General features: G+C 68.4%; 24 protein-coding genes. 21 read left to right on the top strand and 3 right to left on the bottom strand.

What is annotated here, in order from left to right:
* Positions 1 to 21: 21 nt before the first annotated feature.
* From R8F63_16105 to R8F63_16005, 21 genes are all read left to right on the top strand, one after another.
* Positions 22 to 795, top strand: coding sequence for a menaquinol-cytochrome c reductase cytochrome b subunit (locus tag R8F63_16105; GenBank protein ID MDW3220136.1), 774 nt, complete (start codon positions 22 to 24; stop codon positions 793 to 795).
* Positions 796 to 873: 78 nt separating this feature from the next.
* The gene (locus R8F63_16100; GenBank protein ID MDW3220135.1) at positions 874 to 1,752 is read left to right on the top strand and encodes a Rieske 2Fe-2S domain-containing protein; all 879 of its coding nucleotides are present in this window, start codon (positions 874 to 876) and stop codon (positions 1,750 to 1,752) included.
* 51 nt (positions 1,753 to 1,803) lie between these two features.
* Positions 1,804 to 3,303, top strand: a complete 1,500-nt coding sequence (locus R8F63_16095; protein ID MDW3220134.1) for a cytochrome c — start codon at positions 1,804 to 1,806, stop codon at positions 3,301 to 3,303.
* Entirely contained in the window at positions 3,303 to 4,445 is a 1,143-nt protein-coding gene (locus tag R8F63_16090) for a hypothetical protein (protein MDW3220133.1), read from the top strand. Before R8F63_16095 ends, R8F63_16090 begins: the two co-directional genes overlap by 1 nt.
* A gap of 10 nt (positions 4,446 to 4,455) precedes the next feature.
* Positions 4,456 to 4,947 (top strand): NADH-quinone oxidoreductase subunit A, encoded by a 492-nt coding sequence (locus tag R8F63_16085; protein MDW3220132.1) that lies wholly within the window; start codon positions 4,456 to 4,458, stop codon positions 4,945 to 4,947.
* Entirely contained in the window at positions 4,947 to 5,540 is a 594-nt protein-coding gene (locus R8F63_16080; GenBank protein MDW3220131.1) for an NADH-quinone oxidoreductase subunit B family protein, read from the top strand. Before R8F63_16085 ends, R8F63_16080 begins: the two co-directional genes overlap by 1 nt.
* A gap of 2 nt (positions 5,541 to 5,542) precedes the next feature.
* Positions 5,543 to 6,073, top strand: coding sequence for an NADH-quinone oxidoreductase subunit C (locus tag R8F63_16075; protein ID MDW3220130.1), 531 nt, complete (start codon positions 5,543 to 5,545; stop codon positions 6,071 to 6,073).
* A gap of 37 nt (positions 6,074 to 6,110) precedes the next feature.
* Positions 6,111 to 7,379, top strand: a complete 1,269-nt coding sequence (locus tag R8F63_16070; protein ID MDW3220129.1) for an NADH-quinone oxidoreductase subunit D — start codon at positions 6,111 to 6,113, stop codon at positions 7,377 to 7,379.
* On the top strand, positions 7,376 to 7,996 hold the full coding sequence (locus R8F63_16065) for an NAD(P)H-dependent oxidoreductase subunit E (GenBank protein MDW3220128.1): 621 nt from the start codon (positions 7,376 to 7,378) through the stop codon (positions 7,994 to 7,996). The genes R8F63_16070 and R8F63_16065 overlap by 4 nt, the downstream gene beginning before the upstream one ends.
* Positions 7,996 to 9,408 carry an NADH-quinone oxidoreductase subunit NuoF gene (nuoF, locus tag R8F63_16060; GenBank protein MDW3220127.1) on the top strand — a complete coding sequence of 471 codons (1,413 nt, stop codon included), beginning with the start codon at positions 7,996 to 7,998 and terminating at the stop codon, positions 9,406 to 9,408. The genes R8F63_16065 and nuoF overlap by 1 nt, the downstream gene beginning before the upstream one ends.
* Complete coding sequence (gene nuoG, locus R8F63_16055) at positions 9,405 to 11,888, top strand: NADH-quinone oxidoreductase subunit NuoG (GenBank protein MDW3220126.1); 2,484 nt, start codon at positions 9,405 to 9,407, stop codon at positions 11,886 to 11,888. The genes nuoF and nuoG overlap by 4 nt, the downstream gene beginning before the upstream one ends.
* Complete coding sequence (gene nuoH / locus R8F63_16050) at positions 11,885 to 13,138, top strand: NADH-quinone oxidoreductase subunit NuoH (GenBank protein MDW3220125.1); 1,254 nt, start codon at positions 11,885 to 11,887, stop codon at positions 13,136 to 13,138. The genes nuoG and nuoH overlap by 4 nt, the downstream gene beginning before the upstream one ends.
* Positions 13,131 to 13,808 (top strand): NADH-quinone oxidoreductase subunit NuoI, encoded by a 678-nt coding sequence (nuoI, locus tag R8F63_16045; protein MDW3220124.1) that lies wholly within the window; start codon positions 13,131 to 13,133, stop codon positions 13,806 to 13,808. The genes nuoH and nuoI overlap by 8 nt, the downstream gene beginning before the upstream one ends.
* Complete coding sequence (locus tag R8F63_16040; protein ID MDW3220123.1) at positions 13,805 to 14,545, top strand: NADH-quinone oxidoreductase subunit J; 741 nt, start codon at positions 13,805 to 13,807, stop codon at positions 14,543 to 14,545. Before nuoI ends, R8F63_16040 begins: the two co-directional genes overlap by 4 nt.
* A complete protein-coding gene (nuoK, locus tag R8F63_16035; protein MDW3220122.1) occupies positions 14,545 to 14,850 on the top strand; it encodes an NADH-quinone oxidoreductase subunit NuoK in 306 nt (101 codons plus the stop codon). The genes R8F63_16040 and nuoK overlap by 1 nt, the downstream gene beginning before the upstream one ends.
* A gap of 4 nt (positions 14,851 to 14,854) precedes the next feature.
* Positions 14,855 to 17,188: an NADH-quinone oxidoreductase subunit L gene (nuoL, locus tag R8F63_16030; protein ID MDW3220121.1), complete on the top strand. Its 2,334-nt coding sequence runs from the start codon at positions 14,855 to 14,857 to the stop codon at positions 17,186 to 17,188.
* Positions 17,188 to 18,819, top strand: a complete 1,632-nt coding sequence (locus R8F63_16025; GenBank protein ID MDW3220120.1) for an NADH-quinone oxidoreductase subunit M — start codon at positions 17,188 to 17,190, stop codon at positions 18,817 to 18,819. The genes nuoL and R8F63_16025 overlap by 1 nt, the downstream gene beginning before the upstream one ends.
* Positions 18,819 to 20,549 carry an NADH-quinone oxidoreductase subunit N gene (locus R8F63_16020; GenBank protein MDW3220119.1) on the top strand — a complete coding sequence of 577 codons (1,731 nt, stop codon included), beginning with the start codon at positions 18,819 to 18,821 and terminating at the stop codon, positions 20,547 to 20,549. The genes R8F63_16025 and R8F63_16020 overlap by 1 nt, the downstream gene beginning before the upstream one ends.
* Before the next feature lie 3 nt (positions 20,550 to 20,552).
* Positions 20,553 to 21,023, top strand: a complete 471-nt coding sequence (locus R8F63_16015) for a hypothetical protein (protein MDW3220118.1) — start codon at positions 20,553 to 20,555, stop codon at positions 21,021 to 21,023.
* Entirely contained in the window at positions 21,016 to 22,236 is a 1,221-nt protein-coding gene (locus R8F63_16010; protein ID MDW3220117.1) for a D-alanyl-D-alanine carboxypeptidase family protein, read from the top strand. Before R8F63_16015 ends, R8F63_16010 begins: the two co-directional genes overlap by 8 nt.
* 44 nt (positions 22,237 to 22,280) lie before the next feature.
* Positions 22,281 to 23,411 (top strand): hypothetical protein, encoded by a 1,131-nt coding sequence (locus tag R8F63_16005; GenBank protein ID MDW3220116.1) that lies wholly within the window; start codon positions 22,281 to 22,283, stop codon positions 23,409 to 23,411.
* On the opposite strand, the gene R8F63_16000 is transcribed toward R8F63_16005, so the two are convergent.
* The 3 genes from R8F63_16000 to R8F63_15990 all read right to left on the bottom strand — a co-directional run bounded on the left by R8F63_16000 (position 23,408) and on the right by R8F63_15990 (position 26,521).
* Positions 23,408 to 24,574: an NAD(P)/FAD-dependent oxidoreductase gene (locus R8F63_16000; GenBank protein ID MDW3220115.1), complete on the bottom strand. Its 1,167-nt coding sequence runs from the start codon at positions 24,572 to 24,574 to the stop codon at positions 23,408 to 23,410. The two genes, R8F63_16005 and R8F63_16000, sit on opposite strands and share 4 nt — an antisense overlap.
* Before the next feature lie 31 nt (positions 24,575 to 24,605).
* Positions 24,606 to 25,862 carry an NAD(P)-binding domain-containing protein gene (locus R8F63_15995; GenBank protein MDW3220114.1) on the bottom strand — a complete coding sequence of 419 codons (1,257 nt, stop codon included), beginning with the start codon at positions 25,860 to 25,862 and terminating at the stop codon, positions 24,606 to 24,608.
* 92 nt (positions 25,863 to 25,954) lie between these two features.
* On the bottom strand, positions 25,955 to 26,521 hold the full coding sequence (locus R8F63_15990; GenBank protein MDW3220113.1) for an OsmC family protein: 567 nt from the start codon (positions 26,519 to 26,521) through the stop codon (positions 25,955 to 25,957).
* Positions 26,522 to 26,606: the final 85 nt, after the last annotated feature.

The following is a 26,606-nucleotide window of genomic DNA, read 5'->3' as shown; positions in this document are numbered from 1 at the left end:
AGGGCTGGACGAGGAGGAACGATGACCGAAGTCCCAGAACATCTCCGCAAACGGGCCGAGGAGGCGCGGGCGAAGGCCGCCGCCGCCAAGGCGTCCGATGCCGCGCCCGCCGAAGAAGCCGAGTTGACCGCCGAACAGCAGGAAGCCGCGTCGAAGATCCCCGCCCACCTGCTCGAGCGTTCGAAGGCCGCCAAGGCGAAGGCCGACGGCGGCGACGGTGGTGGCACCGCGGTCGAGACCGCCGCGCCGGCCGCCGCCCCGGCTGCGGCCGCAGCCGGTCCGCTGCCCACCGGCCCCGGTGGCCACACCCAGCGCCTCCTGACCGTCGTCAAGTCCGGCTCCATCCAGGACGTCAAGGCGATGCCGCAGGACAAGGTCCACGTCTGGCCCCACCTGCTCGTCATCGAGTTCGCCGCCGCCCTCTTCATCACCGCGTTCACCCTCATCTTCTCGATCTTCGTCAACGCCCCGCTGCTGGAGCTCGCGAACTTCAACGAGACCCCGAACCCGTCGAAGGCACCCTGGTACTTCCTCGGCCTGCAGGAACTGCTCACGATGTTCCACCCGATGGTCGCCGGCGTGACCATTCCGGGCATCGGCATCTTCTTGCTGATCCTCGCCCCCTACATCGACAAGAACCCGTCCAACAAGCCCGAGGACCGCAAGTTCGCGGTGTCGTTAATGACGATTCACCTCATGTTCTGGGCGGTCCTCGTGATGATCGGCTCGTTCTTCCGGGGTCCCGGCTTCAACTTCGTCTTCCCCTGGGAAGCCGGCCTCTTCTTCGAGCTGTGATGAACGACCACCGAACCGCTGCGTATGGGCTCACGCCCGGAGCCAATCTGGGGATGAGCCCCCGAGGAGGCAACTGACATGTTGATCGCTGCAATCGTCGTGCTGGCCGTGCTGGCCCTGATCGGGATCGGCGCCGGCCTGCGGGCGCGCCAGAACACCGATGCCGTCGGCATGCTGTCGCGAGAGACCCGGGCCCGTGACGCCGCCAGCCCCGCGCTGGGCGCCGAGGACGAGCTCACCGGCAAGCAGGTCGAGCAGGCGGCGGTGCTCGAGCGCAAGGCCGCAACCAAGGAGCTCCAGCTCGCCGGACGCGGTGCGCCACCCGCCCCCTACGTCCCGCCGGACCCCGAGCAGATCGGCGTCACCCGTCGGCAGTTCTTCAACCGGTCGATCGTGTTGATGTTCACCCTCGGCCTCTCGAGCTTCGGCGCGGCGTGCATCGCCTTCCTGTGGCCCCAGCTCGGCGGCGGCTTCGGCTCGGCCATCAAGGTCGGTCTCGTGAGCGACCTGCTCGGCCAGATCCGCAGCAGCAACGGCTTCCTCTACAAGGCCGAGGGACGCATGTGGCTCACCGAATACCCGAACGGCGCCGTCGAGAAGGCCAGCAACGTCTACTCCGCACCCGAGCTCTCCGGCATGACCGCCGGCTTCCAGCTCGGTCTCGACGGCGGCATCGTCGCCCTCTACCAGAAGTGCCCGCATCTCGGTTGCCGCGTGCCCAGCTGTGCCACCTCCCAGTGGTTCGAGTGCCCGTGCCACGGCTCGCAGTACAACCAGGTCGGCGAGAAGCGCGGCGGCCCGGCCCCGCGCGGCATGGATCGTTTCGCCATGACCATCGGTCCCGACGGCTCCCTCACCGTCGACACCGGCACCATCATCCAGGGTCCCGCCATCGGGACCAACACCACCGGTCAGGAAGCCGAAGGGCCCAACTGCATCGGTCAGGCCTCCCACTAGTAACCTCCCTCCGTTCCCGTCCAGACAGTCTCGAGAACCCTTCCAACGCGCATGCTGCTCGCTGCATCCACACAACGAACCATTGGCTTCGCGATTCTCGCGATCGTCTTCATCGGTGGGCTCGTCTACCTCTTCTTCAACATCCGTGCGGCCAAGGCCGAGATCGGATCGGAGGTCGAGCTGGCCGCGAACCGCGCGCCCGCCCTGCGCGACGAGGACCTCGAGGGTCGTCGTCTCGACCTCGCGCTCGCCGCCAACCTGGCGATGCTCACGATCATCGCGATCGCGCTTCCCTTCTACTGGCTCGGTGAGCCGGGTCGCGAAGAGGGTCGCAACAAGGACATCGACCGGATCTTCACCAACCGGGGCGAGGACATCTACATCGAAGGTGCCCAGTGTGTCTCGTGCCACGGCGCGGCCGGTGCCGGTGGCTCCACCAGCACCGCCCTGACCACGGACGACGGTGGATTCATCGCCCAGGTCGTGTGGAAGGCCCCCGCGCTCAACACCGTGCTCTCGCGGTTCTCCGAGGACGAGGTCCTCCACACCCTGAACTTCGGCCGCAACGGCGTCATGCCCGCGTGGGGTGCCGGTGGTGGTGGCCCGCTCACGGACCAGCAGCTCGAAGAGGTCATCTACTACCTCCGCTCGATCCAGATCGACGCCGAGACCATCGCGAGCGAGGTCGAGGCGGGCGTGCTCCAGCGCGCCGAGGAGTATGTGGTCGACGGCACCGACGACACGGGTGCGTTCGTCTACGTCTCCCCGGCACTCACCGAGGTCCGCGAAGCATCGGCTGCCCAGCTCGAAGCGACGCTCGCGGTCGAAGCACTCGACATCGACTGTGGCGACGCCGATCTCGACGAGGACGAGACCGGCCTGTGCGACACCCTCGCGGCCGCAACCGACCGCTTCAACGAGGCCAACGCAGCGGCGGGCGAAGAGATCGACGCGCTGGCCGTCGCCTTCCTGGCCGAGGCCGAGGGGGCCCGCGTCGCGGCCGAGATGATGGCGCTCGACGACGACGACTCCCTCGAAGGTGATGCCCTGCGCTGGGCCACCCTCGAGCTCCTGTCCGATCCCGACGGCGGTGTGCCCAACGTCGAGGCCTACTGGAAGTACGGCGAGTTCCTCTTCACGAACCCGGCCGCCAACGCCACCTACAGCTGCGCCCGCTGCCACACGTTCGGCTTCAGCTACGACGCCGCGGAGCGCTACACGCTACGGGCCAACGGCACCACCGAGTCGCCGCTCGACGAATACGTCCAGGGCGACGGCTACTTCGGCCCGAACCTGCGCGGCGGGTCGACCACCCAGCAGTTCGAGACCGCCCGCACCCACGCCCAGTTCATCGAGTCCGGTCAGACCATCGGCGTCGCCTACGGCCGGGGCGGCTCCGGCGGCAACGGTCAGATGCCCGGCTTCGGTTCCCGAGTCGAGACCGACGCGGTCGGCCCGTCGATCGGCACCGACGACGAGTTCTTCTACCCGGCCACGCTCACCTCAGATCAGATCGACGCGATCGTCGCGTTCGAGAGGACCCTTCCGTAATGCAGATGATCGACCTCATCGCCGGTCTCGCCTGGGACCCTGAAATCCGCGGCTTCCTCGCCGTCCTCACGGGCGTCGTCGTCCTCATGGGCTCGGTGTGGCTCCTGCTCGCCACCAACTCGGGCACCCGCCTCGGCACCCTCATCGCCGGCGCCGGCTTCTTCGGCTGGATGGCGATCATGGGCAGTGTCTGGTGGATCTACGGCATCGGCTACGCGGGCGATCGCCCCGTCTTCGTCGAGCTCGAGATCGTCGAGGAGAACGAGGAGACCGGTGCCCACCTGGACTTCGCGGAGAACGATGTCGCGGAGACCCTCCGTTCGGCCGATCTGCCGACGGCGCAGGAGGTCCTGCTGGCCAAGGCCGCCGAACTGAGCGAGACCAACGCGGAGTACGTCGAGATCATCGACGGTGACCTCTCGGTCGACGTCCAGGCGATGTCCGAGTCCGGCGACCAGGACATCATCGACTTCGGCGTGGCCTGGCTCGACTTCGGTGTGCTCACCGAGGACCTGCTCACCGGCGACCAGACCGACGGTCTCGACGCGACGGAGATCGAGCTGCTCCTCGCCGCGGAGAACGAGAAGAACAGCGAGACGACACTGTCGGAGTTGGCGGCCGTGGCGCCGCACATCGTGCCCGACGACCTCGAGGCGCTCGGCGAGTGGCGGCTGCTGTCCACCGCCGAGATGGGTGAAGCCCAGGCCTCGGCGATCGCCTTCCTGCTCGAGAGCGGCGAGTTCTCCTTCGACAGCCAGACGGAGTTCAAGATCCTCAACGGCTACGCCTCCGGTGGCAAGGAAGGCCTCCCGGAGGACCCGAACCGATGGGACCGCATCTGGACGCAGGTCCGCTCCGCGCTCACCATCAAGCATCCGACCGGCTACGCCATGATCCAGGTGCAGGCCGTCACCGCGGAATCGATCGACAACCTGCCCGGCACCGCGCCCAAGCGGCCGATCGCCGACGAGAACGAGCCCGTGATCTCGGTGGTCATGGTCCGGGACCTCGGCAACCTGCGCCAGCTGCCGGCCCTCGTCACCATCGGTTCGCTGCTGATCTTCCTGGCGTTCTGCTACATGCTCCACGAACGCGACAAGGTCGAGATGGCCAGGCGAGCCGAGTTCGCCGCGGCGGGCTAGGGGTCAGGCCGTGCTCGGCCAGTACCTCCCGCTCCTCTTCCTGCTGATCCTCGCGGCCCTTTTCGCGGCGGGATCGTTCCTCGTGTCGGGCCTCTTCGCGCCCCGCAACCCCACGGTCGCCAAGCGGGAGCCCTACGAGTGCGGCATCGTGCCGACCCGCGAGACCCCGGAACGGTTCCCGGTGCGGTTCTTCCTCGTGGCGATGATCTTCATCGTCTTCGACATCGAGATCATCTTCTTCTACCCGTGGGCGATCGCCCAGGGTGGTCTCGGCCTCTTCGGCCTGGTGCTGATCATGGTGTTCTCGTTCGCCGTGTTCGAGTCGTTCGTCTACCTGATCGGCAACGGCGCGCTCGAGTGGGGCCCGCTCAAGCACGTGGCGCCCCCGACGGAGATGACTTCGCCCGAGCGCACCTTCGCGTCCACCATCCGCCGGGTCGGGCTCGAGGATCGCGGTCCCCGCGTCGACGACGACACCGACGCTCCCGGTGAGGCGGCCTGATGAAGCTGCCGATCCTGGGTGACACCACCGACATCGCCAACGACGGACTCGCCGGTCTCGAGCACAACTTCATCACCGCGAACGTGGAGTCGCTCATCAACTGGGCGCGGCGCCGCAGCACCTGGCCGGCCACGTTCGGCCTCGCCTGCTGCGCGCTCGAGATGATGGCCACCGGCGCTGCCCACTATGACCTCGCCCGCTACGGCATGGAGACCTTCCGGGCCTCGCCCCGCCAGGCCGACCTCATGATCGTCGCCGGCCGGGTGAGCCAGAAGATGGCACCCATCCTGCGTCAGGTCTACGACCAGATGATGGAACCCAAGTGGGTCATCTCGATGGGTGTGTGTGCGTCGTCGGGCGGCATGTTCAACAACTACGCCATCGTGCAGGGCGTCGACCAGGTCGTCCCGGTCGACGTCTACGCCCCGGGCTGCCCGCCCGGTCCGGAGACGCTCATGCACGCGATCTTCACGCTGCACGAGAAGATCGAGAACCAGGAGATCCTCAAGCGACGGGACGAGAACGGCGGCGGTGCCGGCATCGTCATCGAACAGCGCGACGGCCAGAGCGCCGGCCTCACCATCGGGAGCTGAGGGTGAGCGACGAGGAAACCACGGCCGACGAGACGGCTGACGACGAGACGCCCGCGGAAGCGCCGGCGGGCCGCTACGGCGGGGTCGAGGGAGCCGACGGCGTGCTCCACACGGATGTCGAGGGCTATCTGGCGGTCGCAACGGCCGCTCGGGCGGACGGCTTCGATCAGCTGATCGACCTGACCGCCGTGGACTATCTCACCTTCGCCGCTCCCCGCGGCCTGCCCGCGGGTCACGAGGCGCAGCGCTTCGAGGTCGTCACCGCGCTGATCAACCACGAGTCCGGCGAGCGGATCCGGATCCGGGTCCAGGTGCCCGGCGACGAGCCGATCGCACCGTCGCTGTTCGACCTCTGGCCCGGCGCGGAGGCGCTCGAGCGCGAGGTCTATGACATGTTCGGCATCGAGTTCGCCGAGCACCCCGACATGAGCCGGATCCTCATGCCGGAGGACTGGATCGGTCACCCGCTCCGGAAGGACTATGCGGTCGGGAGCATCCCGGTGCAGTTCAAGGCTGCGAGCAATATTCGATGAGCCGCACGGTGCGAAGCCAGAAGGCGACGGTGGGGAAGTGACTGCGGAACGGGTACTCCGGCGCGGTGACGACTCCGCGGTGCTGCGCCTCTCCGAGGCCGAGGCGGCGGAGATCGGCAACGACCCGAACACGCCGCTCGACGACGAACGCGTGCTGCTCAACATGGGTCCGTCGCATCCGTCGACCCATGGGGTGCTGCGTCTCATGCTCGAGATGGAGGGTGAGACCGTGCTGCGGTCCAAGCCCGTCGTCGGTTATCTCCACACCGGCATGGAGAAGCAGGCCGAGCAGCTCACCTATCTCCAGGGCTGCACCAACGTCACCCGCATGGACTACGCCTCGCCGCTGTTCAGCGAGCTCGCGTTCTCCCTCGCCACCGAGAAGCTCCTCGGCATCGAGGTGCCCGAGCGGGCCACGTGGATCCGGATGCTGATGTGCGAGCTCAACCGCATGTCGTCGCACCTGCTCTTCATGGCCACGAACGGCATGGATCTCGGCGCCGTCGGCATGATGATCTACGGCTGGCGTGAGCGTGAAGAGGTGCTGCGGTTCTTCGAGATCGTCACCGGTCTGCGGATGAACCACAACTACATCCGCCCCGGGGGCGTCGCCGCCGACCTGCCCGACGGGTGGGAGGACGAGGTGGTGCGCATCCTCGACATCACCGCCCCGCGCCTCGACGAGTACGACGTGCTCATGACCGGCCAGCCGATCTGGCGCGACCGGCTCCAGGGGGTCGGCGTGCTGAACAGCGACGAGGCGCTCGCCCTGTCCGCCACCGGTCCGCTCCTGCGGTCCACCGGCTACGCCTGGGACCTCCGCCGCCACGAGCCGTATCTCGCCTACGACGAGGTCGAGTTCGACGTGATCGTCGGCACCTACGGCGACTGCTATGACCGCTACGCGATCCGGCTCAACGAGATCCGCGAGTCGATGCGGATCGTGCGCCAGATCGTCGACAAGATGCCCGCCGGTGACTATCGGGTGCAGGACAAGAAGGTCACTCCGCCGCCCCGGGTCCGGATCGACGAGTCGATGGAAGCGCTCATCCACCACTTCAAGATCTTCACGGAGGGATTCCAGGTGCCGGTGGGGGAGGCCTACGCCTGCGTCGAGTCGCCCCGCGGTGAACTCGGCGTCTACATCGTGTCCGACGGCACCGCCACGCCGTACCGGATGCACGTGCGCGGGCCGTCGTTCATCAACCTCCAGACGATGCCGCACCTCATGAAGGACGGTCTGATCGCCGACGGCGTCGCGATCATCTCCTCGGTCGATCCGATCATGGGCGAGGTGGACCGATGAGCCGCTTCTCCGACGCCAACCTCGCGATCGCCACCGACATCATCTCGCGCTACCCGGTGAAGAAGTCGGCGCTGATCCCCCTGTTGCATCTCGCCCAGGAGCAGGACGGCTACGTCACCGACGACGCCATGCGCCACATCGCCGAGCTGACCGGCACCACGCCGGCCGAGGTGAAGGGCACCGGCTCGTTCTACGAGATGTTCAAGTTCCACCCGGTCGGCACGTACATGGTCAACGTGTGCACCAACCTCTCCTGCCAGCTGCTCGGCGGTGAGGAGTTGCTCGACCACGCCGAGAAGACGCTCGGCGTGAAGGCCGGGGGAACGACCGCCGACGGCATGTTCACCCTCGAGGACGTGGAGTGCATCGCCGCCTGCACCGAGGCACCGTGTCTCCAGGTGAACTATCGCTACAAGCTGCGCATGAGCCACGACGAGTTCGATCAGATGATCGAGGACCTCCGGTCCGGTCGGGCCGACGACATCCCCGCCCACGGCACGCTCGCGACGATCCGCCAGGCGATCCCCGCCGGGAAGGGCGCCGGTATCGTGCCGCCCGAGGACGCCAGAGAAGCACCCGTGTGGCTGGCTCGGAACGATTCGTCGGAGGAGGGATAGTGCCGACCCACGCCTACATCCCCCACGCTCCCGGCTATGTCGACAACGACGGGCCGAAGATCGTCACCTCCCGCTTCCCCCACGAGGACAGCTACACCCTCGAACGCTACGAGGCGACCGGGGGCTACGACGGCCTACGCGCCGCCCTCGCCAAGAAGCCGTCCGAGGTCCACGACGACGTCCGTGAGGCAACCGTGCTCGGTCGCGGCGGCGCCGGCTTCCCGGCCGGGGTCAAGTGGGGGTTCATGCCCCCCGGCAAGTTCCCGTACTACCTCGTGGTGAACGGCGACGAGTCCGAGCCGGGCACCTACAAGGATCGTCTCCTCATGGAGCGAGACCCGCATCAGCTGATCGAGGGTTGTCTCATCACCTGCTACGCGCTGGGTCTGGCTCAGTGCTTCCTCTACGTCCGCGGCGAGATGGCGCTCGCCCAGGAACGAATCGCCCAGGCGCTCAACGACGCCTACGAGAAGGGTCTCGTCGGCAAGAACATCCTCGGCACCCACTTCTCCGTCGACATCACCCTCACCTGGGGCGCGGGCGCCTACATCGTCGGCGAGGAGACCGCACTCATCGAGTCGCTCGAGGGCAACCGGGGCATGCCCCGCCTCAAGCCGCCCTACTTCCCGGCAGCCATCGGGCTCTACGGCCAGCCGACGATCGTGAACAATGTCGAGACCCTCAGCAATCTCCCGTGGCTGATGGTCAACGGCCCGAGCCAGTACAAGACCTACGGCTCCGCCGACTCGCCCGGCACCCGCATGATCGCGGTGTCCGGCCATGTGAACCGGCCCGGGGTCTACGAGATCGAGCAGGGGGTCACCACCTTCCGCGAGCTGTTCTACGGCGACAACTTCTGCCAGGGCATCCGCGACGGCCACGAGCTCAAGATGTTCGTGCCCGGCGGCGGATCGGCCCCGTGGTTCTTCCCCGAGCAGCTCGACCTGCCGCTCGAGGCCCGACCGGTCGGCGCGGCCGGCTCGATGCTCGGGTCCGGCGCCATCATGGTGATGGACGAGACCACCGACGCGGTCAAGGCCGCGCTGCGCCTGGTCCGCTTCTACGCCCGCGAGTCCTGCGGCAAGTGCACGCCGTGTCGGGAGGGCACCACCTGGGAGGAGCGGGTGCTCCAGCGCATCCTCGACGGTGAGGGTCGGCCCAGTGACATCGACATGCTGCTCGACATCGCCGACAACATCTCCCCGGGCCCGTATCCCAACGCCGCCGACCCGAGCCAGGGGCTCGAGGCCGTTCCCTTCCCGCCGAAGCAGACCACCATCTGCCCGCTGGGTCCGTCGTCGGTCGCCCCGATCACCTCGACCATCCGCCGCTTCCGCCACGAGTACGAGGCGAAGATCACCAAGCGCGACTCGATTCCGGTCGCGGCTGCTCCCGTGGAGGCCGGCTCGTGACCGACACCCAGGAGAACGTGAGCACCGTCGCCGTGACCATCGACGGCGTCGAGATCCAGGCGAACCCCGGCGAGCTGCTGATCGACGCGGCCGAACGCCACGGCACCTACATCCCCCGCTTCTGCCATCACTCCCGCATGAACCCGGTGGGCATGTGTCGGATGTGTCTCGTCGAGGTCGACACGGGTCGCGGTCCGGCGCTCCAGCCGAGCTGCATGGCCCCGGTGAGCGACGGCATGACGGTGCAGACCGAGACGGAGACGGTGAAGAAGGCGCAGGACGGCGTCCTCGAGTTCCTCCTGATCAACCATCCGCTGGACTGTCCGGTCTGCGACAAGGGCGGCGAGTGTCCGCTCCAGGACCAGACGATGGCCTACGGCCCCGGCGAATCGCGTTTCGTCGAGGAGAAGCGCCACTACGAAAAGCCCATCGCGATCAGCGACACCGTGTACCTCGACCGCGAGCGCTGCATCCTCTGTGACCGCTGCACCCGCTTCGCCGACGAGGTCGCAGGCGACACGCTGATCCACTTCATGGATCGCGGGAACAACACCCAGGTCAACACCTTCCCCGACGAACCGTTCGCCTCCTACTTCTCCGGCAACACCGTGCAGATCTGCCCGGTCGGCGCCCTCACGGCCAAGCCCTACCGCTTCAAGGCGCGTCCGTGGGACCTCCAGGAGACCATCTCGACCGCGTGGACCGACTCGGTCGGCTCGCGCATCACCGTCCAGTCCTCGCGCAACCAGGTGCTGCGGCTCCTCGGTGTCGACGCCGATGCCGTGAACTGGGGCTGGCTGTCGGACAAGGAGCGTTTCAGCTTCGAGGCGCTGAACGCCGAGGCGCGTTTCGTCGCTCCGATGCACCGTGACGGCGTCACGGGCGACCTCGTCACCACCGGTTGGGCCGGCGCGATGAGCGCGGTCGTCGACGCGCTCACCGATGTCGACCCGAACCGCGTCGCCGTCCTCGGCGGCGCCCGCATGACCAACGAGGCCCAGTACGCGTGGGCCAAGCTGATGAAGGGCGTCGTCGGCACGGATCATGTCGACGCCCAGCTCGGTGACGGCCTCCCGGCCGAGCTCGTGCTCGGTCTGCCCCGCGCCACGATCAACGACGCCTGCCGCCCGGGCGGCACGATCATCCTCGTCGGGTCGGACCCGAAGGAGGAGCTCGGTGCCCTCTACCTCCGGCTGCGCCACGCGGTCGTCGAGGACGGCGCCACGCTCATCGAGCTCACGCCGCAACGCGGCGGGCTCTCCGGTATCGCCGCCCATTCGCTCCACGCCCGGCCGGGCGAGGTCGGCGTGCTGGCGGAGGCGCTCGTCGCCGCCCGATCGGGCGCGGCGGCCGATGCCGCCGGCGTGTCCGCCGACGCGATCGCTGCGGCCGCCGGGGCGATCGACGGTCCCGTCACCGTCGTGCTCGGCCGGGGATCTGTTGCCGAGTCGGCCGACGCCACCGTGGCTGCCGCCCACGCGCTCAACGGACTCGCCGACGTGTCGTTCCTGTCCGCCCTGCGCCGCGGCAACATCCACGGAGCGCTCGACAACGGCCTCTCCCCAGGGCTCCTCCCCGGCCGCACCACGCTCGCCGCCGGGGCGACCCGCTTCGCCGATGCCTGGTCGTCCGTGCCGTCCTCGGTCGGTCACGACGCCGCCGGCATCCTGGCCGCCGCCAAGGACGGCGGGATCGACGTGCTCCTGTTGCTCGGGGCCGACCCGATCAACGACTTCCCCGACCACGAACTCGCGGCGGCCGGTCTCGCCGGGGCCGGCATCGTGATCTCGGTCGACATGCTGCCGAGCGACTCCACCACCCGCTTCGCGGACGTCGTGCTCGCCGCCGCCGCCCCGACGGAATCGAGCGGCACGTTCACCAATCTCGAAGGTCGGGTGAGCGTGATGGAGCAGAAGGTCACTCCGGCCGGCACGTCCCGCCCGGACTGGATGATCGCGGCCGAGCTCGCGCTGCGGCTCGGCGCCGATCTGGGTGTCGACTCGCCGGCGTCGATCCGAGCCGAACTCGCGGCCGTGTCCGCCGTCCACGGCGACCTCACCGCCGATGCCCTCGACGAAGGGCGGATCGAAGGCGTGCTGATCGCCGGCTCGGGAGACATCGCGCTGCCCGCCCCGGCGGCGGACGGTGGTCCCGCGAACGACGCCTACTCGCTGCGCCTCGTCACCACCCGGCGCATGTACGACGACGGGGTGGCGTTGCGTCACAGCCCGGCCAGCGCCGGGCTCGCCCGTTCGATCCAGATCCGCCTCAACCCGGTCGACTTCGACAAGATCGGCGTCGAGCGGGGCACGGTCGTGAAGCTCGAGTCCGAGCGCGGCCACCTGCTGGCCCCGGTCGAGCCGGACGCCGGCGTGCCGGCCGGCACCGCCGCGGTGCCGTTCTCCGTCGACGGCTGGTCCGCCAACTCGATGATCGACGGGGCGGCCACCGTCACCGACGTGCGGGTGGAACGGCCATGATCCTCGGGCTCGATCCCATGTTCCTCGACGGTGTCGACGGTGGCGACGTCGGTTGGGTCTTGGTCAAGGTCGTCGTCGCGTTCGTCTTCCTGCTCGTGGCGGTGATGCTGAACATCTGGTTCCTCCGCAAGGTCATCGCGGACTTCCAGAACCGCATCGGTCCGAGCGTGGCGGGTCCGTGGGGCATCCTCCAGAGCCTCGCCGACGGCATCAAGCTCTTCATGAAGGAGGACCTCGTCCCGGAGAAGTCGGACCGGTTCGTCTTCAAGCTCGCGCCGTACCTCTCGCTCGTCCCCGCGTTCCTCGTCTTCGCGATCGTGCCCCTGGGCGGCAACTTCAACGAGAGCCGCACGCTGGCCGACGGCTCGACCGAGAGCGGCCTGTTCCAGTGGGGCGACAACCCGACCTTCCTCCAGGTGGCCGATCCGCCGGTCGGCATCCTCTTCTTCCTCGCGATGTCGTCGCTCGCGATCTACGGCATCATGCTCGCCGGATGGGGTTCGGGCTCGAAGTACCCCCTGCTCGGATCGGTGCGGGCGACCGCCCAGATGATCTCCTACGAGGCGGCACTCGGTCTCGCGATCGCCGCTGTCGTCCTCATCAGCGGATCGCTGTCGACCCACGACATCGTCGCTCAGCAGGCCGGCGACGGTTGGCTCGGGTTCGTCCCCCGGTGGAACCTGATCACCACCGCGTTCGTCCCCTTCATCATCTTCCTCATCGCCGGCACGGCCGAGTTGAACCATCCGCCGTTCGACCTCGTCGAAGCCGAGCAGGAGCTCGTCGGTGGCTTCCACACCGAGTACTCGTCGATCCGCTTCGCCCTGTTCTTCCTCGCGGAGTTCATGAACCAGATCACGATGTCGGCCATCGCCGTCACCCTCTTCCTCGGTGGCCCGGCCGGACCGGTGCTCTTCGGCCCCGAGTGGCCCTGGGGCATCGTGTGGTTCTTCGCCAAGACGATGGTGTTCCTGTGGGCCCTCGTGTGGGTCCGGGCCACGCTGCCCCGCTTCCGCTACGACCAGCTCATGGATCTCGGCTGGAAGCTGCTCATCCCCGTCTCGCTCGCGTGGTTCATCCTGCTCGCCGGTCTCCAGGTGGGCGAGGACCGCGGCTGGGACTCGCAGCAGGAGATCCTCTTCATCGTCGGCCTCTTCGCCGCCTGCGCGGTGCTGGCCGGTCTGTTGATGGCCGCCGTGCGCACCGCGCGCCTCGAGCGCCTCGAACGGGAAGGAGCCGACCATGGCTGAAATCGGCGACTACTTCCGCGGGTTCGCGGTCACGTTCCGCAAGCTGTTCAAGTCGACCGACACCGGGGCGACCCTCACGGTCGACTACCGCGGCGGCAAGGCTCCCGAGGGCAAGCTCGACGAGAAGCGTGAGAAGACCGAGCGTCTCCACGGCCGCCACGTCCTCAACCGCTACGAGGACGGCATGGAGAAGTGCATCGGCTGCGAGCTGTGCGCCGGTGTGTGTCCCGCGAAGTGCATCTACGTACGCGGCGCCGACAACGATCCGGAGACCCCGACGTCGCCGGGTGAGCGGTTCGGCTACGTCTACGAGATCAACTATCTGCGTTGCATCCACTGCGACCTGTGTGTCGAGGCGTGCCCGACGCAGGCCATCACCGAAACGAAGCTGTTCGAGTTCTCGTTCACCAACCGCGACGATGCGATCTACACCAAGAAGGAGCTCGTCGTCGGCGACGACGGCAAGCCCCAACAGCTGCCGTGGGAGGACTGGCGTCCGGGGGACGACGAGATGACCTCCGGCTGGATGCGGGCCACGTCGCCCGCCGGCGACCATCGCTACGAAGGTGTCGTCCACTGGGCCGGCGAGCTCGGCTACGGCGTGCGCGATCCCGAGGTCGGCCAGTCCGCCGATGCGGATGCCGATGAGGGAGAGGGAGGGGCAGCGTGACGAACGAGACCATCGTCTTCATCGTCGGCGCGGCCATCATCCTGACGGGCGCGATCGGTGTAGTCGCCGCTCGCAATCCGGTGCACTCCGCGCTGTTCCTCGTGCAGACCCTCTTCGGCGTCGCGATCCTCTTCGTCGTCCAGGACGCGCACTTCCTCGCCGCGGTGCAGGTCATCGTCTACGCCGCCGCCATCGTCATCCTGATCCTCTTCGTCATCATGCTGCTCGGCGTGGATGTCGCCGAGGAGTGGCGCCTCAAGGAACCCATCGCCGGTCAGCAGCCGCTGGCGGTCGTGATCGGCGCGGCCCTGTTCGGGTCGGTCATCGTCGCCACGATCATCGCCTCGGACGGGTTGACCGGTCGCGTGACGGAGAGCGGCGAACAGGCGTTGAACAGTGCTGGTCCGAACGGCGAGCGGTTCACCGACATCGAGCGCCTCGGCCGGGTGCTCTTCAGCGACTATGCGATGTCGTTCGAGATCACCGCCGGTCTCCTCACCATCGCCGTCATCGGTGCCGTCGTACTGACCCGCACGGTCATCGGCCTCGACCCGCTCGACGATCTCGATCCCGCCGCCATGGACGTGCCCGACCCCGCCCCACGCGGCGCCAACGGCAACGCCGGCGTCGCTGGCGTGCCGGGGGCGGACCTCCCGGACTCCGACCTCGCCGAGGTGGGACACCCGGGGTCAGAGTCCCGTCCCACCTCTGACGAGGCGGAAGGTGAGGAGGGCTGATGGAGGTCTCGACCGACTGGTACCTCGTGCTCTCGGCGGTGCTGTTCGCCATCGGCGCGGTGGGTCTGCTCGTGCGCCGCAACCCGCTGGTCATGTTCATGTGCGTGGAGCTGATGCTCAACGCCGTCAACATCACGTTCGTGGCGGTGGGCACGGAGTTGAACAACGTGACCGGGCAGATCGCCGTGTTCTTCGTGCTGGTCGTGGCCGCCGTCGAAGTGGTGGTGGGCCTCGCGCTCGTCGTGGCCATCAACCGCCGTCGCCAGGGTGCGACCGCGGACGACATCTCGGTGTTGAGGGGGTAGGGCGATGGTCGAAGCAGTCTGGCTGATCCCCGCGTTCCCCCTGGCCGGGTTCGTCGTGCTCCTGCTCGCGGGGCCGAAGCTCGGCGAGTCCCGCGCGGGCTGGCTCGCGACGCTCGCGATGGGCGGCTCGTTCGTCTCGTCGGTCGTCGTCTACGTCGGGCTCCTCGGCCTGGATGCTCACGGCGATGCCGACAACGACCGCCAGTTCGTGCAGACGCTGTTCGAGTGGGTGCCGGCCGGCGACTTCCAGGTCGACGTCGGCTTCCTCGTCGACCCGCTGTCGGTCACGATGACCCTGTTCATCACCGGCGTCGGCGCGCTGATCCACCTGTACTCGATCGGGTACATGCACGGGGATCCGAAGTTCTCGAAGTTCTTCCTCTACCTGAACCTCTTCGCCTTCTCGATGCTCATGCTCGTGCTCGGTGACAACATGCTGCTCACCTTCCTCGGTTGGGAGGGCGTCGGCGCCTGCTCGTACTTCCTGATCTCCTTCTGGTTCACCGAGGAGGCGAACGCGACGGCCGGCAAGAAGGCGTTCGTCACCAACCGCATCGGTGACTGGGGCTTCATGGTCGCGATGTTCCTGACGTTCACGACGATCGGGAGCATCCAGTACGTCGACATCTTCGCGGCCGACGCCGGTCTCGCCGAGTCGACCGCCACGGCGATCACGATCCTCCTGCTCGTCGGCGCGGCCGGCAAGAGCGCCCAGATCCCCTTGTTCGTCTGGTTGCCCGACGCCATGGCCGGCCCGACCCCCGTGTCCGCGCTCATCCATGCCGCGACGATGGTCACCTCGGGCGTGTACCTGCTCACCCGCATGAACGGCGTCATCGACGTGTCCGCCGCGTGGGCGCCCACCACGATCGCGTGGGTTGGCGCGGCAACCGCGCTGTTCGCCGCGACGATCGCCGTCGCCCAGAACGACATCAAGAAGGTGCTCGCCTATTCGACGGTGAGCCAGCTCGGCTACATGTTCCTGGCCATCGGCACCGGCGCCTACGTGGCTGCCATCTTCCACATGGTCACCCACGCCTTCTTCAAGGCGTTGTTGTTCCTCGGTTCCGGATCCGTCATCCACGGTATGGACGGGGACCAGGACATGCGCCACTACGGCGCCCTGCGGAAGTTGATGCCGATCACGTCGATCACCTTCATCATCGGCTGGCTCGCCATCGCCGGCGTGCCGCCGTTCGCCGGTTTCTGGTCGAAGGACGAGATCCTCGCCTTCGCCTGGGAAGACAACATCGGTCTGTGGCTCGTCGGCCTCGTCACCGCGATTCTCACGGCCTTCTACATGAGCCGTCAGGTGTTCATGACCTTCTTCGGCCGCTATCGCTACGCCGACGTGCGGGCCGAGGAGGTCGAGCAGCTGAACGCGGCGAAGGTCGCCGCCGCCGAGGCCGCGGTCGCCGAAGCCGAGGCGGGCATCGGTGGTGCCGAGGACGCGGTGGTGAAGGCACAAGAGAAGCTCGCGAAGGCCCAGGAGAAGCTGGCCACCCGCGAGACGGAGATGGCCGAGGTCGACTCGTCCGACGAGAAGGCCGTCGACAAGGCCACGAAGAACCTCGACAAGGCGAAGGACGGTGTCGCCAAGGCACAGGCCGCCGCCGACGAGGCGACCGTCGCCGTGGAGGCCGCTCGCGATGCCGTGCGTACGGCCGAGGCCCAGGTGGCCACCGTCGCGGCGTCGTCGATGGGCGCGGGCACGATCGAGTTCGACCTCTTCAGCGAGCCGGCCCTCGGCGACATCGCCGACGAAGACCTGCCCGACGCGGCGCGGGCCCGCCGCGAGTACCACCCGCACGAGTCGCCCTGGCAGATGACCGTCCCGCTCGTCGTGCTCGCCGGCGCGGCGATCGTGGCCGGCGTCATGAACCTGCCGTTCACCAGCGATCTCCACTTCCTCGACCACTGGCTCGAACCGACGCTCGTCCATCCGGCCCACCTCACCAGCGGTGCGGGCACGAAGTGGGCGCTCGCCGTCGTGGCCGTCATCGGCGGGGTGATCGGCATCGCGGCCGCCGTTGCCGTCTACCTCCAGGGCCGATTCCCGGCCAAGCGGATCGAGCTCCCGATCCTCGCCCGGGCCTGGCGCTACGACGAGTCGATCAGTGACTTCATGGGTGGCCCGGGCCGCAAGAGCTTCGATCTGGTCGCCTGGTTCGATGCGACGTTCGTGGACGGCGCCGTCAACGGCGTCGGTCGGCTCGTGCGGAGCGGCGGCGGCCAGCTGCGCCGCCTCCAGTCGGGTCTGGTGCGGTCCTACGCCGCCATGGTCGGGGTCGGCGCGGTCGCGCTGATCGTGTGGTTCCTCACGAGGGCGAACGTCTGATGCAGTCACTTCTCCTCGCCGCCGAATCGCTGGAAGGGACCAGTTCCGCCACCTTCCCCGTGCTGTCCGCGCTCGTGATCCTCCCGGTGATCGGCGCCCTGTTCCTCCTGCTGTTGCCCAACAGCCGCCCGGAGAACTTCAAACAGATCGCCTTCCTGTTCTCGGCGGTCGTCGGCGCCATGGCCATCTGGGTCCTGACCGCGTTCGACACCAGCCCCGCCCACGCGGCGGAGATGCAGCTCGAGAACTCCCACACCTGGATCGAGAGTCTGGGCATCTCGTGGCACCTCGGCGTGGACGGCATCTCGCTGTGGCTCGTCGTGCTCACGGGCGTGATCTTCCCGATCTCGATCGTGGCGATCGACGCCGAGCACACGCCGAAGGCGTACTACGCGTGGCTGCTCGTGCTCGAGGCCGGATGCATGGGCGTGTTCCTCGCCCTCGACCTGTTCGCGTTCTTCGTCTTCTTCGAGATCGTGCTGATCCCGATGTACTTCCTGATCGGTCAGTGGGGGCACGGCGAACGGGCCTACGCGGCGACGAAGTTCTTCATCTACACGATGTTCGGCTCGGCGCTCATGCTCGTCGGCATCCTGTCGCTCGCGTTCCTGAACGAGGCCGAGACCGGGGTCCTCACGTTCGATCTCATCGAGCTGGCCGAGTCGCAGGCGATCGCCACCACGACCGCCCGCTGGATCTTCCTGTCGTTCGCCCTCGCGTTCGCCGTGAAGGTGCCGCTCTTCCCAGTCCACACCTGGTTGCCGGACGCGCACACCAACGCACCGACCGCCGGCTCGGTCATCCTCGCCGCGGTGATGCTCAAGCTCGGCACCTACGGGTTCCTGCGCTTCGGGATCTACCTCTTCCCCGAGGCCGCGGTCTGGTTCGCCCCGGCCCTGGTCACCCTCGGCACGATCGGCATCATCTACGGCGCGATCGCGGCGACGATGCAGCGCGATCTCAAACGGCTCGTCGCCTATTCGTCCGTCGCTCATCTCGGCTTCATCGTGATCGGCACCTTCGCCCTCAACACCGAGGGCATCGAGGGCGGCATCCTCCAGATGGTCAACCACGGCCTCTCGACCGGTGCGCTGTTCCTGCTGGTCGGCTGGATCTACGACCGCCGCCACACCCGCGAGATCAGCGAGCTCGGCGGCCTCCAGAAGCCGGCCCCGTTCTTCGCGGGTGTCTTCATGGTCGTGATGCTGTCGTCGATCGGGCTTCCCGGGCTCAACGGGTTCGTCGGTGAGTTCCTGACCCTCATCGGGGCGTTCGCCGCCCATCGTTGGTGGGCCGTCGTCGCCGCCAGCGGCGTGATCATCGCCGCCCTGTATCTGTTGTGGGCCTACCAGCGGGTCTTCCACGGCCCGGCCGAGGGCGACAACGCCACCATGAAGGACCTCACGCTGAAGGAGGCGTTCATCATGGCGCCGTTCCTCTTCGGCATCGTGTTCATGGGCGTCTATCCGAAGCCGGTGATCGATCGCATGGAACCGGCGGTCGACGCGCTGATCTCCCATGTCGAGTTCCACGTCGACGACTTCGAGGAACCGACCGCCGACTTCGTCGTCCCCGACCCTGACGACGCTGACGACCATGGCGAGGCTGAGGACGCGGAGGACGATCACTGATGCTCGCCCAGCTCACCTCCCCACCCGTGGAGACACCGGACGTCGTCTGGTCGGCGCTCACACCGCTGATGACGCTGGCTCTCGGCGCCATCCTGCTGATCATGTTCCGCTCGATCGTGAAGCGGTTGCCGGCGGAGTTCGACGCGCTGATCACGACCGCGATCGGGCCGGTCACCGTGCTCGCCATGTGGATCGTCGGGGGCCTCGTCGGCAACGACGTCCCCCTCGCCGGCGTGCGCGACGACGTGTCCGAGCCGGTGTTCTACATCGGTCTCCTCGCCGTGCTCGTCCTCTCGGCCGGGTTCGTGCAAGCCCTGCGCATCGGCTTCGACGCCGCGTTCACGGTGGGCGTCGGCCTCGTGTCGTTCATCGCCACCGTCGTCCTGTGGCAACAGCACTTCCGGCCCGAGGACCTGAGCGACGCGGATCTCCTCGCCGGGGCGAACCCCGGCGGTGGTCCGATCGCCGCCTTCGGCACGCAGTACGGCCTCGACGGCTTCGCGCTGGTGTTCGGTGGGCTCATCGCACTCGCCGTGGTCTTCAGCGCGTTGTTGTTCGACGGCTTCCTGCGGCGGGAACGGCTCGTGGGCGCGGAGATGTACGTCCTGCTCATGCTGTCCGCGGCCGGCGGCCTCGTCATGGTCGGGGCCAACGATCTCATCGTCCTGTTCCTCGGCCTCGAGACGCTCTCCATCGCCGTCTACGTGATGGCGGCGATGCACGCCCGCCGCACCGAGTCGCTGGAGGCGGGCCTCAAGTACTTCGTCCTGGGTGCCTTCTCGTCGGCGTTTCTCCTCTACGGAATGGCGATGGTCTACGGCGCCACCGGGTCGCTGAACCTGCTGGAGATCCGGATCTATCTCGAAGCTACGATCCTGATCGACGACGCGATGCTGTTGATCGGCTTCGCCATGCTGCTCGTCGGGCTCGGCTTCAAGGTGGCGGCCGTGCCGTTCCACGCATGGACGCCCGACGTCTACCAGGGCGCGCCCACGCCGGTCGTCGCGTTCATGGCGTCGGCCGTCAAGGCGGCCGGGTTCGCCGCCCTCGTGCGGGTCTTCTACCTGTCGTTCATCGGGTTCGCCGATGACTGGCAGCCGGTGATCTACGCGCTCGCCGTCGCCACGCTCCTGGTCGGATCCGTGCTGGCGATCGTGCAGCGTGACGCCAAGCGCATGCTTGCGTACTCGTCGATCAGCCACGCCGGCTTCATCCTGGTCGGGGTGCAGGCGGCGAGCGCCCGCGGCGTCGCGTCGGTCGTCTTCTACGCCGCCGCCTACACGTTCCTCGTGATCGGTTCCTTCGGTGTGCTGACGGTCGTCTCGGGCGAGGGCGATCGCGCCACGAGCCTCGACGACCTCGACGGACTCAACCGGCGCAACCCGGCGCTGGCCTTCGCGTTCACGATCTTCCTGCTCGGCCAGGCCGGCGTGCCGCTGACCACGGGCTTCGTCGCCAAGTTCGAGGTGATCGGGGCCGCGGTGGACGCCCGTTCGTTCTGGCTCGCGGTCGTCGCGATGATCGCCGCCGTCGTGTCGGCGTTCCTCTACCTGCGCATCGTGCTGTCGATGTATCTCGGATCGACCGACGAGGAAGCGGAGCCGGTCTCGGTTCATCCCGCCGCCGCCGTCGCGATCGGCGTGGCCCTGCTGCTCACCATCGGTTTCGGGGTGGTCCCGGGCCCGATCGATCAGCTGGCGAACGACGCGATCCTGGCCTTCACCGGCTGATCCATGGAACCCGGCGGCCCGCACGACCACGGCCCGCTGCCCGTCGCGTGGGACGAGGCCCGTGAGGTGGTGGCCCTCGGGCTCACGCTGTGCGCCGCTCTGATGACGATGGCACCGATCCTGAGCCGCCTCGTCGACGGGCAACTCGACCGATGGGCGTGGAACGGCACCCTGATCTCGTCGACCACGCCGACCGTCGGCGTCGTGATCCTCGGCGCGGCGGTTCTCGTGGGGACGACGCCGGCCGTCGACGTCGCGCCCGGCACCCGACGGGCCGTCAACATCGTGAGCATGGTGATCACGGCGCTCGCCGTCGTGCTCATCCTCGACATCCTCTTCGGACCGACGGCAGGTGGGGTGCGTGAGTTCTTCCGTCGCTTCCCGACCATCCTCCGCTCGCCGCTGCCGACCGCGTTGATGGCCGGCATGGCCGGGTGGTTGGCCCGACGCGTCGTACCCTTCCCGGGTGATTGAGCTGCGGCGACTTCTTCTCGGCGGACTGATCGTCGCCCTGCTGGCGATCTCGCCGGTCTCCCCGGTGGCCGCGGACGTCGCCGATCCCGGGATCGACGCCGACACCTATCTCGGCATCTGGGTCGACGCGAACGTTCGGGGCGTGGACCGGCCACCGGACGAGATCTACGACCTCTACATCGACATCACGGGCGACGCGGAGCTCGACGCCCGCATCCGGGCGCTCGCGGAGGAGCGGGGCTATCGCCGTCAACCAGTCGCGAGTGTCGACCTCGTGCCGGTCGACGGGCGACTGCTCCAGGCGCCGGCCGCCGAGGCATGGGAGGCGCTGCAGGCCGAAGCGCGTGCCGACGGCATCTCGCTCGTGCTCACGTCGGCGTTCCGCGATCTGCGCGATCAGCAGTTCCTCTTCCGGGACCGGCTGGCCGGCCGCACGTCCGACGCGGGGATCGACGCGGCGCTGCGGATATCGGCCCCGCCGGGCTATTCGAAGCACCACACGGGGTACGCGATCGACGTCGGTCAGGCCGGCGAAGCGCGCCCCGGGTTCGTCAACACCCGCGCCTACGCGTGGCTGGCCGCCGACGACTTCGCCCGGGCCAAGGCCCACGGGTTCGTGCCCTCGTATCCCCAGGACGGCGCCCTCATGGGCCCCGATCCCGAGGCGTGGGAGTTCGTGTGGGTCGGCACGGGACGGATCGCCTGCGCTCTCGGGGCCGACTTCCCGACCGGATTCTGCGACGTCGGCCCCGGTCCTCGCGCCGACGACATCACGTGGTTGAGCGAGATCGGTGTGACGGTCGGCTGCGCGCCCGGCCGCTTCTGTCCCGACGATCCGGTGTTGCGGGGCGAAGCCGCGTCGATGCTCTGGCGGCTCCACGGCGCGCCGGCGGCGACCGAGCAGGCGCCGTTCGCGGACGTCTTCGCGACGGACCACTTCTCCGACGCCGTCGACTGGCTGTGGAGCGAGGGACTGACCACGGGGACCAGCGCCACCACCTTCTCGCCCGACGAGCTCCTCACCCCCGACGCCGCGCTGGCCATGCTCCTGCGAACCGGCGCGGCTGACCTCCCCGCGTCCTCCGGTCTCGGGCCCCCGGTGGTCGACTTCGCGGCCGACCCGATCGTCGTGGGGGACATCGGTGTGCAACTCAGCCGTGCCGAGTTCGCCAGTATCCTGCGCTCCACTGCCATCGCCGACGCCCGCGACTGAGCTGATCTGGACGGCGTTCACGTTGGGCCGCGAGACTGCCGGTCATGCCTCTCAGCCCCGGTGACGACTTCCTCATCCACCAGTTCCCCGAACCGATCGACACCGTCTACACAGGCGATCGCCACTTCTACGATCGCTACTACTTCAACATGCACGGGTCGGACGACTCGCTCTTCATGGTCTTCGGCATGGGCCAGTACCCGAACCTCGGCGTGACCGACGCCTTCGTCACGGTCAGCCATGGCGACCATCAGGTGACCGTGCGGTCCAGCCGCGAGCTCGGCTCGGATCGGATGAACACCACGGTCGGGCCGCTGAAGGTCGAGGTGATCGAGGGACTGCGCGAGCTGCGACTGACCTGCGACGAGAACGAGTGGGGCCTCTCGTGCGACCTCACGTTCCGGGCGATGACCGAGGCGCTCGCGGAACCGAAGTCCTACAGCCACGTCCAGCAACGCCAGACCCAGAACACCTACCGGCTCGCCCACGTCGGCAGCTACGAGGGCTGGCTCGAGGTCGACGGGGTCCGCTACGACATCACGCCGGATCGCTGGCACGGTGCCCGCGATCACAGCTGGGGTGTACGTCACGGGATCGGCGAACCGGAGCCGAAGGGGATCGGCGCCAAGATCCATCCGGACATGTCGATGGGCTTCTTCCACAATTGGCTGCCGATCCAGTTCGACGACCACATGGTGAAGATCACCATCGACAACGACCATGCCGGTCGTCGGGTCCTCGAGGAAGCGGTGAAGCTCTACAACCTGGGCGACGATCGCCCGCCCGAGCATCTGGGCCGCCCGGAGATCGACGTCACGTTCTTCCCCGGGACCCGGGAGGTCCAGACGGCGGAGATCTGGTTCAGCGGCGACGGCGCGTCGGATCTGCGCATCACGACCACGCCGTTGCGCACCGTCTACCTCAAGGCCGGGTCGGGTTACATGTACGACGGCTACTGGGGCCACGGCGTGTGGCAGGGCGACGAGCTGAAGGTCGAGGGGGTCGACACGCCGATCGGCGAACCGACCGAACGGCTCGACATCGCGTACCTCAACGAGACCCTGTGCCGCCACCAGACCAACGACGGCCGCGTGGGCTACGGCATGCACGAGAACCTCTACGCCGGTCTGTACATCCCGTTCGGCTGGATGTCGCCCGACGCCGTCGCGGACTAGGCGGCGGCGACCGGGGCGTCCTCGGCGGCGAAGTGCTCGAGGACCGCCCGGTGCTCGACGGACATCGCCTTGCCCATGCGGAAGTGGCGTTCGGGCAGTTCGTCGATCGTCCAGCTCCAGTCGACGATCGATTCGAGGGCATCGAACAAGCCGGCGGACAGGCGGTCCCGGGTCGGCCCGTAGGTCCGGAGGTCGCCGTCGACGATGGCGTCGGCGAGCAGTTCGGCGTCGCGCAACGCGTCCGAGATGCCGTGCGCAGCGGCCGGGTCCTTGAAGTAGCCGGCGTCGCCGACGAGCGCCCAGCCGTCACCGACCGCTTGACGGAACTGACCGAGGTGCCCGGGGAAGGTCCGGAACGGACCGGCCCCATCGCCGCCCCGGGCGGCGTCGGCCACCGCGGGATCGAGCTCGCGGAGGCCGCGCCAGAACAACGACTCGACATCGTGGCGGGCGGTGGCGAACTCGGCCTGTGACAGCGACGAGAAGAGGCAGTGGACCCCGTCGTTCGTCGGGATGACGCCGCCCAGGCGGGTGGGGCGGTTGATCCAGCGATACTCGTCGTCGACGAGGTCGCACCCGGACAGGTAGCGCATGACCACCGCGTTGGCCGCCCGGCCCCGGCGGATGACGGGGGCGTCGACCTCGCGGGCGACCTTGCTGTGGAGTCCGTCGGCGCCGATGACGAGGTCGGCCAGCACTGTTCGCTCGCGGCCGAATGCATCGCGGAGGTGCACGCCGCCGACCCGTCCACTCTCGTTGCGCACCAGCGAGAGGAGGGCGGTGTCGTGGTGGACCTCGGCGCCGGCGGCGCGAGCCGCATCCACGAGGATCGGGTCGAGCACCGTGCGGCGCGGCGCGTAGAGGCCCTCGGCGTCGCCCTCCGGCCGGATGTCGACCGACACCTCGTGATCGGGATAGGCGAACACGGTGCGGCGGATGACCGGCGTTCCGGCGTCGATGATCGCGGGGACGACGCCCCACCGGTTGAGCTGGGACACCGCCTGGCGCATCAGCGCGTGGCTCGACAGCGTGTCGCTGCCGGGGGCCGACCGATCGACGACGAGGACGTCGAGGCCGGCGCGGGCGAGCAGCATCGCGGTCGATGCGCCGGCGACGCGGGCGCCGACGATGACGGCGTCGTAGTGGGAAGGGGACTGGTTCATGGTTGTGCTCCGTGGGCTGGGCGGCCGCTCGTCAGACGACGAGCGGCACACGGTCGAGATGGGTGGACAGGTGGTCGGCGACGTCGGCGGCATCGGCGCCGGCCCCGTCGATGAAGGTGGACTTGCGGCGGCGCAGGAACGGCAGCCCGAGCGCGTAGAGCCCGTGCTCGGCATCGACGACGCCCCCGTCGTGGCGGATCTCGCCCCGCTCGTCGAAGACGCGTTCCTGCAGCCACGGGTAGTTCGGACGGAAGCCGGTCGCCCAGATCACCGTCGAGATCCCGTCGGCATCGAGATCGATCGATGCCGGGGTGGGCGGCACCGTGATGCGGGCGGGGCGATCCGACGGTTCGAGCTCGTCCTCGATGCCGCGCTCGCGCGCCGTGGCGTCGAAGCGGTCGAGCAGCCGGAAGAGCTTGTCGTCGGCGTGTCCGCAGCGGTCGGCGACGAGGTCGTCGAAGCGGACGTCGGCGCCGTCGATGTCGATGACCCGGCCGGCCAACCGCACGCCCCGGCGGCGGAGCAGGTCGAGGTCCACGCTGCGCCGGTCGGGCGTGCCGACGATCTGCAGCGACGGTGCCCGGCGGGCCCGTTCGATGTCGGGCACCTCGTCGAAGCGGGTGTCGAGGATGCCGGCCGTGTCGAGCCACCACTGGATGTCCATCCCCCGGTAGGTCCGGGGCAGGCGGACGTGGCGGGACACGGCGAGCGTCACGTCGCGGCCGGCGCGGCAGAGTTCGTCGGCGAGCTGGGTGCCCGATGCGGACGCACCGACGACCAGCACGCCCCCGGGAGCCAGCTGGGCCGGGTTGCGGTAGTGGATGGGTGACAGCTGGTCGATGTGGTCGGGCAGGCCGGCGGCGACGTCCGGGATGTTCGGCGTGCTGCAGGCGCCCGTCGCGATCACGACCGTGCGGGCGAACCAGAGATCGTCGTCCGTGCGGACCTCCCAGCCGGGGAAGCCGCCGCCCATGCGCCGCACGCTGCGGACGGACGTGTTGGTGTGGATGGGGGCGTCGATCTTGTCGGCGTACTCGCCGAGGTAGCCGGCGACGTCGCCGGCGGTCATGTAGCCGTCGGGGTCGGTGCCGGTGTAGTGCCAGTCGGGGAGCCGGGTCTGCCAGTTGGGGGTGAGGAGGCGGAGCGAGTCCCATCGCTCGGTGTGCCACGAGTTCGCCACGTTGCCTCGCTCGAGGATCACGTGGTCGATCCTGCGCTCGGTGAGCGACCGGCTCATGGCGAGGCCGCACTGGCCGGCGCCGATGATGAGTGCGGGGGTGTAGGGCATGGCTCGACTCCGTCGTTTCGGGCCGCCGACGACGATCGGGTCAGGGAGTCCGGAGGGGACGTGCGGCCTGACCCGATCGCATCGGGCGGGGTTCAGGACGCGACCTCGATCGCGATCGGCGTTTCGTTGGCGATGACGTCGAAGACGGCGCTGCGCTTCTGCGACTGGGCGACGAGCTTCGCGATGTCCTCCGCCGACGCATCCGCATCGACCGTGAACGTGACCGTGATGCCGTCGAAGCCGTTGCGGACGTCGCGGTCGGCACCGAGGATGCCGCGGATGTCCATGGAGCCGCCGAGCTCGGCGGTGACCGAGCGCAGCTGGATGCCGCGGTTCTGGGCGACGCTGGCGACGCCCGCGGTGAGGCAGCCGGCCAGGCCGGCCAGCACCATCTCGACGGGGGTCACGCCGTTGTCGGTGGCCGCGAACAGCTCCGGGTGATCGGTCTCGAGCTCGTACGCCTCACGGTGCGACTGCTCGCCCTGGAGGCCGTGGAACTTCTCGATCGTGGAGCGGGTGTGGGCTCCGTTGACCCACTCGCTGGAGGCCTTCCAGACGAAGGCGGCGAGCGCGGGCTCGGCCGCAACGTGCTCCTTGGCGCCGAGGAGGGCCTCGACGTTCACGCCGTTGTCCGCCGTGGGGGTTTCGGTGATGCTCATTGGATTCTCTGCTTTCGGTTGGTCGGAGCCGGTCGGCCCCGGTGGTTGATGGCCCCACCCTGAAGGACCGGCGACCGCAGATCTT

The organism is Acidimicrobiales bacterium (genome assembly GCA_033344915.1).
Taxonomy (GTDB): domain Bacteria; phylum Actinomycetota; class Acidimicrobiia; order Acidimicrobiales; family Aldehydirespiratoraceae; genus JAJRXC01.
The sequence above is the reverse complement of the archived record's forward strand: the minus strand, read 5'-3'. Positions and strand labels throughout refer to the sequence as shown.